At 76.8% G+C, this 9,252-nt stretch carries 8 protein-coding genes; 1 reads left to right on the plus strand and 7 read right to left on the minus strand.

Going from position 1 to position 9,252, the window contains the following annotated elements; genetic code table 11:
- The 6 genes from AKI01S_RS46860 to AKI01S_RS46885 form a co-directional block, all read right to left on the minus strand.
- Positions 1-1,131: AAA family ATPase (locus tag AKI01S_RS46860; RefSeq protein WP_157420676.1), on the minus strand; the 1,131-nt coding region annotated here is incomplete at its 3' end.
- Positions 1,132-1,148: 17 nt separating this feature from the next.
- A complete protein-coding gene (locus tag AKI01S_RS46865; protein ID WP_067833106.1) occupies positions 1,149-2,399 on the minus strand; it encodes an ABC transporter substrate-binding protein in 1,251 nt (416 codons plus the stop codon).
- A complete protein-coding gene (locus tag AKI01S_RS46870; protein WP_067833109.1) occupies positions 2,396-3,502 on the minus strand; it encodes a branched-chain amino acid ABC transporter permease in 1,107 nt (368 codons plus the stop codon). Before AKI01S_RS46870 ends, AKI01S_RS46865 begins: the two co-directional genes overlap by 4 nt.
- Positions 3,495-4,385 carry a branched-chain amino acid ABC transporter permease gene (locus AKI01S_RS46875; RefSeq protein ID WP_067833112.1) on the minus strand — a complete coding sequence of 297 codons (891 nt, stop codon included), beginning with the start codon at positions 4,383-4,385 and terminating at the stop codon, positions 3,495-3,497. Before AKI01S_RS46875 ends, AKI01S_RS46870 begins: the two co-directional genes overlap by 8 nt.
- 415 nt (positions 4,386-4,800) lie before the next feature.
- Positions 4,801-5,586, minus strand: a complete 786-nt coding sequence (locus AKI01S_RS46880) for an ABC transporter ATP-binding protein (protein ID WP_169814139.1) — start codon at positions 5,584-5,586, stop codon at positions 4,801-4,803.
- Positions 5,583-6,374 (minus strand): ABC transporter ATP-binding protein, encoded by a 792-nt coding sequence (locus AKI01S_RS46885; protein WP_067833115.1) that lies wholly within the window; start codon positions 6,372-6,374, stop codon positions 5,583-5,585. Before AKI01S_RS46885 ends, AKI01S_RS46880 begins: the two co-directional genes overlap by 4 nt.
- A gap of 240 nt (positions 6,375-6,614) precedes the next feature.
- Between AKI01S_RS46885 and AKI01S_RS46890 the strand changes: the two genes are divergently transcribed.
- Positions 6,615-7,805 carry a PucR family transcriptional regulator gene (locus tag AKI01S_RS46890; RefSeq protein WP_245682083.1) on the plus strand — a complete coding sequence of 397 codons (1,191 nt, stop codon included), beginning with the start codon at positions 6,615-6,617 and terminating at the stop codon, positions 7,803-7,805.
- Between the two features lie 29 nt (positions 7,806-7,834).
- Here the strand turns inward: AKI01S_RS46890 and AKI01S_RS46895 are convergent.
- Positions 7,835-9,252, minus strand: a 1,418-nt coding sequence (locus AKI01S_RS46895) for a substrate-binding domain-containing protein (protein ID WP_157420680.1), incomplete at its 5' end; no start/stop codon positions are given.

Genomic DNA, 9,252 nt, shown 5'->3' on the forward strand with positions numbered 1-9,252 from the left:
GGCCAGCTCCCCGGCCATCGGGTCGTCCGGCCCGGCGACGAGCGCGGCGCGGTGCCACACGCGCCGGGACGCGTCGCGCTCGCCGTCCAGCGCCGCCGCCAGCAGCCGGTGCACCGCGCGGCGCTCGCCGGGGACCGCGTCGGTGTAGAGGACCGACCGGACCAGCGGGGTGGACGCCGACACCGTGCCGTCGGCGACGCGCACCAGGCCGCACTCGCGCGCCGCCTCCAGCTCGCCCGGATCGACGCCGTCGGCGCGCGCCGCCCGGGTGAACGCCTCCACCGGCACCCCGTCGTCATCGGCGCAGGCCAGCAGCACCAGCCGCCGCGCGCCCGGCGCCAGCCGCAGGTAACGCCGCTGGTAGCGGGCGCGCAGGGCGCTGTGGGCGGGCAGCGTCCGGGGCGGCGGCGCGGTCCCCGACAGCTGGCCGGGGGTGAGCGCCGCCGCCAGCTCCGCCAGCGCCAGCGGGCAGCCCCCGGCCAGCTCGGTGAGCTCGACGGCGACGTCCGCGCCGAGGTCCCGGCCCACCAGCTCCTCCAGCACGCGCAGGGCGGCCTCGTCGTCCAGGGCCTCCAGCGCGATCCGCGGCAGGTCGTCCAGGCAGCCCGGGGGAGGCGCGGCCGGGTGCGGGACCCCGGCCGCGAACAGCATCGCGACCGGCAGCCCCCGCAGCCGCCGCGCCGCGAACGCCAGCGCCTCCAGCGACGCCCGGTCCATCCGGTGCGCGTCGTCGGCCAGGCACAGCACCGGCCGCAGCGCCGCGGCCTCACCGAGCGCCTCGCACACCGCCGCGCAGACCGCCAGCGGCCCCGCCCCGCCGGTGAGCCCGCCCGGCAGGCGCCCGGCCAGCTGCCCGGTCAGGGGCCGCAGCAGCCGGTGCAGCCCGGCGAACGGGATGCCGCTCTCGGCCCGCACGCCCCGGACGTCCAGCGTCTGGAAGGCGTCCCCGGCGCGTTCGGCGGCGGCGGTGAGCAGGGCGCTCTTGCCGAGGCCGGGGCCCGCCAGGACGGTCAGCGCCCCGCCGCGCCCCCGGCGCGCCCGGTCCAGCAGATCGCCGACCAGGCCCATCTCCCGGTCCCGGCCGTGCAGGGTCGTCGCGGGAAGCCGGGCCGTTCCGGCGTGCGGGATCATCACACCGCCCCTTCCGCTCAGCCGCCCGCGGGCGGACGGTAGTCGCGGACCAGGTCGGACTCGGTGGCCTTCTGCACCAGCGAGGTCCCGCCGACCGCCTTGCGGTCGGGCCGCACGACGTAGCTGGCGCGGGCGGCGGGCACGTCCCAGCGGGTGAAGTCCTCCGGTGCCGAGCCCAGGCCGAGGTCGGGGCTCTTGCCCGAGCGGTGGGCGTTGACGATGCCCTCGCGGCTGAGGTCCTTGCCGGCGCACGCCTTCCGCAGCGCCTCGCCGACGACGGCGGCGGTGCTGTAGCCCGACAGCACGGCGCTGTCGAGCGGCTGCCCCTTGTAGGCCATCTGGTACTCCCCGGCGAGCTTCTTCAGGCCGGGCAGGTCCATGCTGAACGGCGCGGCGGCGGTGACGATGTAGTAGTTCTTCTCCATCACCGGCCCGACCGGGGTGGCCAGCAGCTGCTGGGCGAACGCCGAGTTGCTGGCGACGAACGGCACGTTGAGGCCCCCGGCGGCGCTCACCCCGACCAGCGAGGCGGCCTGCTTGGGGCTGACGCTGACCAGGATCGCCTTCACCCCGGCCCGCCGGAACGCCCCCACCTGCGCGGTCATGTCGGCGTCGGTGGGCTTGACCTGCTGCTCCACCAGCGTCAGCCCGGCCTTCCGCGCCGCGTGGCGGGCTCCGGTCAGCGAGCTCTGCCCGTAGTCGCCCTCCAGCCGCAGATGCCCCACCTTGTCGCCGTTCTTGATCCCCTTCTCCCTGGTGAGGAACGCCACCGCGTTGACCATGTCGACGTCGTAGGTGGTGCCGGTGATCTGCACGTACTTGCTGCCGAGCAGGGTGTGCGCCCACGCCTGCGGGATGGTCAGCAGCTTGTCGGCCTCCACGCGCTGCCGCAGCGCGACGGTGATGGGGGAGCCGATGACCTGGGGGAGCGCGGCCGAGCGGGGCGCGACCTCGCTGTAGGCGGCCAGCGCCTTCTGCACGTCGTAGCCGTGGTCGCGCACCACCAGCTCGACCTTGCGGCCGCAGATGCCGCCGGCGTTGTTGACCTGGTCGTAGTAGAGCTTCTGCGCCTGGGTGACGCCCTTGCCGAGCGCGGCGTAGGGGCCGGTCAGGTCGGTGAGCGCCGACACGGTGATCTTGTCCTTGGTGACGCCGGGGCCGGTCTTGACGCCGTCCTGCGAGGCGCCGCCGGTGGCCTTGCCGCTGCATCCCGCGGCGGTCAGGGCCAGCAGCAGGGCCGCGCCGGTGAGTCGGGTGAGGTGGTTCATGCGGGTTGCTCCTCGGTCTTCGGGGTGGCGGGGGTCGGGTCGGCGGCGGCGCGGGCGGGCCGCGCGGGCGGGCGGAGCCGGGCGGCCAGGCCGCGCAGGCCGGTGGGCAGGAACAGCAGCACCGCGACGAACACGACGCCGTAGAGCATCCGGGCGGCCTCGGCGGGGGCCAGGCCGGGCCCGCCGGGCTCGGCGACCAGCGGCAGCGCGTCGCCGTAGCGGGTCAGCAGCGACGGCAGCAGCGCCACGAACACCGCGCCCGCCACCGCGCCGCCCACCGACCCCAGCCCGCCGATGACGATCATCGCGAGGTAGTCCAGGGCCAGCGCCAGCCCGAAGTACTCGGGCACGGTCCGCTGGAACACCAGGGCCAGCAGGACGCCCGCGAGCCCGGCGTACATCGACGACAGCGCGAACGCCGTCGCGCGCAGCCGCGCCACCGGAACGCCCAGCGCCCCGGCCGCGATCTCGTGGTCGCGCAGCGCGTTGAACGCCCGGCCGGGCCGCGACCGCAGCACGCCCCGCGCGAACCACGCCGCGCCGCCGAGCACGACCAGGGCCAGGTACCACAGCTGCTCCAGCCCGCCGAACGGCACGCCGAGCACCAGCGGCGGCTCGGGCGCGTCGGCGAAGCGCAGCCCGAACAGCTCCAGCGGCGGCACCGCGCGGCCGTTGGCCCCGCCGGTCACCGCCTCGGCGCGGTACATCACGTGCTGGCCGACGAACACCAGCGCCAGGGTCGCGATGCCGAGCGCCGCGCCCTTCAGCCGTCCGGCCAGCGGCGCGCACAGCCAGCCGACCGCGCCCGCCAGCGCCACGGCCGCGACCGCCGCGAGCCCGGTCGGCAGGCCCAGCCCGCTCAGCTCCACGCCGGCGGCGCGTTCGGACCCGGCCGACAGCCACACGTAGGAGTAGGCGCCGACGGCGAGGAAGAACGCGTGGCCCATCGACAGCTGCCCGGCCGCGCCGGTCAGGATGTTCAGCCCGATCGCGCCGACGGCGGCCGACATCGCGAACAGGCCCGCCTGCAACCAGAACGGCCCGGCGTAGAACGGCAGGACCACCAGGCCCGCGACGAGGAGGACGAGGGGGAGCCTAGACACGGGCCACCTCCCGGGTGCCGAGCAGGCCCGCCGGGCGCCACAGCAGCACCAGCACCATCAGCAGGTAGGGCGCGACGTCGGCGAAGCCGTGGCCGAGCAGGCCCCACTCGTTCTGGTAGCCGACGACCGCCGCCTCGGTGACCCCGATCAGCAGCCCGCCGACCAGCGCGCCGGTGGTGGAGTCCACGCCGCCGATGACGGCGGCGGGCAGCGCCTTGAGCGCCGCGAACGAGGTCGCCCGGTCCAGCCCCGGCGTGGGGAAGGCGCACAGGAACACCGCCGCCAGCGCCGCGAACACCCCCGCCACCGCCCACGCCCCGGCCGACACCCGGCCGAGCCGCACGCCCATCAGCGCCGCGGTCTCCCGGCGCTCGGCCGTCGCGCGCATCGCGACGCCCCAGGAGGTGAACTTGAACGCCAGCAGGAACGCGGCGATCGCGGCGACCGCGACGGCGATCGCCGCCAGCCGCGCCTGCGCGACGGTCACCCCGCCGAACCGCACCACCGCGTCGCCCCACGGGTCGCCCAGCGGCAGCACCCGCGTGCCGATCCGCCGGGCCAGCTCGACCGTCAGCACGATGTCCACGCCGATCGTGACGATGCTGAGCGTGCCGTGCACACCGGAGCGCACCCGGCGCAGCACCAGCACCTCCACCAGCGCGGCCAGCAGCGCGGTGGCGGCGACCCCGGCGACGACGGCGGGCCAGAACCCCAGCTCGTCATGGAACTCGGCGATCACGTAGCCGCCCGCCAGCAGCAGCGACGGGTGCGCGAACGACACCACCTCGGTCGCCTTGTAGATGATGACGAAGCCCAGCGCGATCAGCGCGTACACCGAACCGGCCGACAGGCCGTTCACCAGGACCTCGACGAGCCCGGTCATGGCGCCTCCCGGCCTGGACTGAGAAGCGTCGAGATCGGGAGCCTGCGAGCGATCTTGTAAGCGACGAGGGAGGGCCTGGAGTCCCAGCGCCAGGACCCGCCGCGCGCATGCGCGGCCATGGGCGCTGTCATGGCGCCTCCCGGTCCGGGCTGAGGAGCGTCGAGATCGGGAGCGTGCGAGCGATCCCGTGAGCGACGAGGGAGGCCCTGGAGCCCAGGCGCCAGGACCGGCCGCGCGGAGGCGCGGCGATGCGCACTGTCATGGCGCCTCCCGGTCCGGACTGAGGAGCGTCGAGGTCCGCGGACGCGCGGCGGTCAGCGGGGTCATGGCGTCGACCGGCCCGGGCCGGAGGCGGGGGAGGGCCCGGCGTTCAGGTGCCGGGGTCCGTCGTGCCGGAGGCACGGTGATGCGGGGGTCATGACTGTTCTCCCAGGTAGGCGCGGATGACGGCGGGGTCGCGGCGGACCCGGTCGGGCGGTCCGGCCGCGATGCGGCGGCCGAAGTCCAGGACGGTGACCTCGTCGGCCAGCCGCGCGACCATCGCCATGTCGTGCTCGACCAGCACCACCGACAGGCCGAGGGCGTCGCGGGCCTGCCGGATCGCGCGGGCCATCGCGTGCCGCTCGGGGCCGTTCATCCCGGCGACCGGCTCGTCGAGCAGCAGCAGGCGCGGTTCGGCGCACAGGGCCCGCGCCAGCTCGACGCGTTTGCGGACCCCGTAGGGCAGCGCCCCGGCGGGCACGGCCAGGTGCTCGGCGACGCCGACGAACTCGGCGATCTCCGCCGCGCGCGCCCGGTGCCGCCGTTCCTCGCTCCGGGCGCGCGGCAGCCGCAGCCCGGCCGACAGCACCCCGGCGCGGGTGAGCCGGTGGCGGCCGAGCATGAGGTTGTCGGCGGTGCTGAGCCGCTCCGACAGCGCGATGTTCTGGAACGTCCGCGCCACGCCGAGGGCGGCGATGCGGTGCGGGTGCAGCGCGGTCAGCTCGGCGTCGCCGAACCGCACGCTGCCCGCGTCCGCCCGGTACACGCCCGACAGCACGTTGAAGCAGGTGGACTTGCCCGCGCCGTTGGGGCCGATCAGCGCGTGCAGCGAGCCCGGCCGCACGGTGAGGTCCACCCCGTCGAGCGCGGTGAGCCCGGCGAACCGCACCGTCAGCCCGGTCGCCACCAGCTCGGGGACGTCGGCGGCCACGCCGGTCACGGCGACCACCTCGCCAGCGCCGGGGCGGCGGCCTCGTCCGCGGGGGCCTCCTCCGGGACCAGCCCCAGGTAGCGGTCGCGGACCTCGGGGGAGTCGGCCAGCCGGTCGGCCGGGCCCGACAGGGCCACGCGGCCGACCTCCAGCACGTAGGCGTGGTCGGCCAGCCGCAGCGCCAGCGCGGCGTTCTGCTCGATGAGCAGGATCGCGATGCCCTCGCGGTTGACGGCGCGGACCGTCTCGGCGATCCGGTCGATCATGATGGGGGCCAGCCCGAGCGACGGTTCGTCCAGCAGCAGCAGCCGGGGCCCGGCCATCAGGGCGCGGCCGATCGCCAGCATCTGCTGCTCGCCGCCCGACAGCAGCCCGGCGCGCTGGCGCTCGCGTTCGGCCAGCACCGGGAACAGCCGCAGCACGCGGTCGCGGGCCGCCGCCACCCGCCGCCGGTCGCGGGCGCCGAGCGCCCCGGCGCGCAGGTTCTCGCCGACCGTCATGCGGGCGAACACCTGCCGTCCCTCGGGGACGTGGACCACGCCGCGCGCGACGATCTGGTCGGGCCGCCGGCCGCGCAGCGACACGCCGTCCACCAGCACCTCGCCCTCGCGGACCGCGCCGCCGTGGAACGCCAGCACGCCCGACACCGCGCGCAGCAGCGTGGACTTGCCCGCGCCGTTGCCGCCGAGGACGGTGACCAGCCCGCCCTCGGGCACCTCCAGCGACACCCCGCGCAGAGCGCGCACGGGCCCGTAGTCGACGGTCAGGTCGCGGACGGTCAATGCGGGGGAACTCATCGGGGCGGCCTCCCGCGCCGGCCCTGCTCATCGCGCACCCTGCCTCCTCGGTCCTCGCGTGGGGTGATCGGGGGCATACGTCAGCACGCGGCCCGCCCGCAGGTCTAGAGCGGCGTTCTAATTCGGGGAGCGGGCGCAACGCGGGAGCGGTCCGGTTGTGACGGCTCACAATCCCCTGGTCTTCGGGCGGCGGCGGTGGGACGATGACGCCCATTCGGTTGGAGGTGCCCCTTGGCGCAGGTGACGACGGCCGCCGACCGTTCCGGCGGCGAGATCATGCGTGGCGCGGTCCGGCGGCTGGCCGACCGGCTGCCCGAGCTGGCCGACCGGCTGGTCGCCGAGATCCTGAACGGCGAGGAGCGCGCGCGGCCCGCCACGTCCCGCGAGGACCTGTGGCAGGTCGCCCGCACCGGCCTCGGCCACGGCATCGAGTCGATCCTCGACCCCGGCCGCCGCCGCGCCGACCTGGAGTGGGCCGAACGGCTCGGCCGCCGCCGCGCCGAGCAGGGCCTGCCGCTGGACCTGCTGCTGCGCTCCTACCGGCTGGCGGGCCGGGTGTTCTGGGAGGCCGTCGTCGAGGTGGTCGCGCAGGACGACCCGGCGCACGTCCCGGTGCTGGTCCGGCAGGCCACCCGCACCTGGGACACCATCGACGAGCAGTCCAGCGCGGTCGCGGCCGCCTACCACCGCACCGAGTACGACCTGCTGCGCCGCAGCGAGGAACGCGTCCAGGCGGTCGTGGACGCGCTGCTGGAGGGCCGTGAGGGCGGCCTGCCCGCCACCGCGACCGAGGTCCTGGGGCTGCCCGCGCGCGGCCGGTACGCGGTGGTGGTGCTGGGACGCCAGCCGGAGCCGGTCGCGCACCGCCCGGCGGGCGAGGACGGCGTCCGGTTCCTGTGGCACACCCGCGCCGACGGCACGCAGGCCGCCCTGGTGTCCCTGGGCGCGGCCGACCCCGCCGACCTGGTGGGGATGCTGCGCCCGCACGCCGGGGCCAGCGCCGGGATCAGCCCGGTCGTGGGCACCCTGGCCGAGCTGGGCACCGCGCGGTGGCTGGCCGAGCTGGCGCTGCGCTCCTGCCGCCCCGGCGAACAGGAGATCGTGCTGCTGGACCGGCGGCTGCCCGACGCGCTGCTGGTGTCCCAGCCCCGGCTGGCCGACCGGCTCAGCCACACCGTGCTCGGCCCGGTCCTGGCGACCGACCCCGGCTCGCGCGAGGTGCTGCTGGAGACGCTGGCGGCCTGGCTGGAGTGCGACGGGTCGGCCGCCCGCGCCGCGACCCGGCTCTACTGCCACCACAACACCGTCCTCAACCGGCTGCGCCGCATCGAGAGGCTCACCGGGCGCGTGCTGTCGAACCCGGCCGACCTGGTCGAACTGGTCCTCGCGCTCAGCTCGGTGCGGCTGCTGCGGCCCGCCCCGCCCGAGTGAGCCGCCACGGGTGACACCGCCCGGTCGGCTCAGCAGCCGGGGGCGCAGACGCGGCGCGCCGTCACCGTCCGGAAGATCTGCCGGATGTCGGCGGCGTGCCGGGCGACGTACACGCCCCCGCCGGTCACCCCGGTGACGCGGCGCAGCGCGGCGGTGTCCACGCCGGGCCCGACGCCGATCGCGACGACCTGCACCGGACGGACCGGGTCGCGGATGGCGCGCAGCATCCGCAGGGTCCGGTCCAGCGACGGGCCGCCGGGGTCGTCGTTGCCGCCGTCGGTGAACACCAGCAGCGTGTTGACCATGTCGGTCCGGTAGGTGCGGGTCAGGTGCCGGTAGGCGGCCAGGATCGTGTCGTACAGGCCGGTGCCGCCGCCCTGCTCGTGCCGCAGCGCGGCCAGGGAGCTCAGGATGAGCTGGCGGCGGGTGGCCGATCCGGCGCGCTCGCCGAGCGGGCCGATCGGCACCGTCTCCCGCCAGTCGCGGGAGCCGTCCAGCCGGGTGGCGAACAGCCACTGGCCCAGTTCGGTGTCGTCGGGCTGGAGCGCCAGCCCCTCGCGGGACACCTCGGCGACGGCCTGCAACCGGGTGCCGCCGCCGGGGACGGCCGCCCCCATCGAGCCCGACACGTCGATGAGCGACAGCATCCGGGAGCCGAGCGCCAGCCGCGACCACGACTGCGCGATCTCCCGGATCCGCGCGTCCGCCGGGACCGGCAGCGCCCGCACCGGCAGGGCGTCCGAGCCGGTGCCCGGGTCGCGGAACCCCTCCCGCCGGAACGCCGCGCGGGCGCCCTGCTCGCGCAGCGCGCGTTCCAGCAGGCGCGCGGCGCGGGCCCGGTCCGGCGACGCCTGCGTCTCGCGCGGCACGGTGAACGGGTGGTCCAGCACCACCGTGCCCTCCCGGGGCAGCGTCGCGGCGACCGCCGATGCCGGGGAGCGGCGGTTGTGCTCCCGCACCGTCTGCTCGGGGGCCACGACGACGGCGGGACGGCCCGGCGCGGCGGTCAGGCCCGCGCGGACGTCGCCCAGCGTTCCCTGCCGCAGTGTCCGGGCCAGCGCGGCGAACGAGGCCCCGGCGTCCCGCGACCCGCCGAGCAGCGTGCGCGCGACCACCAGCACCCCCATCCCGGCGGCGTCGCGTTCGGGGTCGGGCAGCCGCACGCGGGTGCGGCCGTCGGCCGCCAGCACCGGCCGCCACGACGTCACCGGCGCGGACGCGCCGACGGTGACCAGCACCAGCGGGGTCGCGGCGACCGGCCCGCCCACCGCGGGCCGCCGGTCGGCCGGGATCCGGCCCGGCCACAGCGACGAGTCGGGGATCCACACGTCCGGCCGCCGCGTTCCGGGGCCGGGCAGGGCGCGCCCGGACAGCAGCGTCGCCACGTCGGCGGGGTCGGCGGCGCGGACCGCGGCCCGCACGCACCGGCCCCCGGCCTCGTGCCCGG

The organism is Actinomadura kijaniata NBRC 14229, assembly GCF_001552175.1.
GTDB lineage: Bacteria > Actinomycetota > Actinomycetes > Streptosporangiales > Streptosporangiaceae > Spirillospora > Spirillospora kijaniata.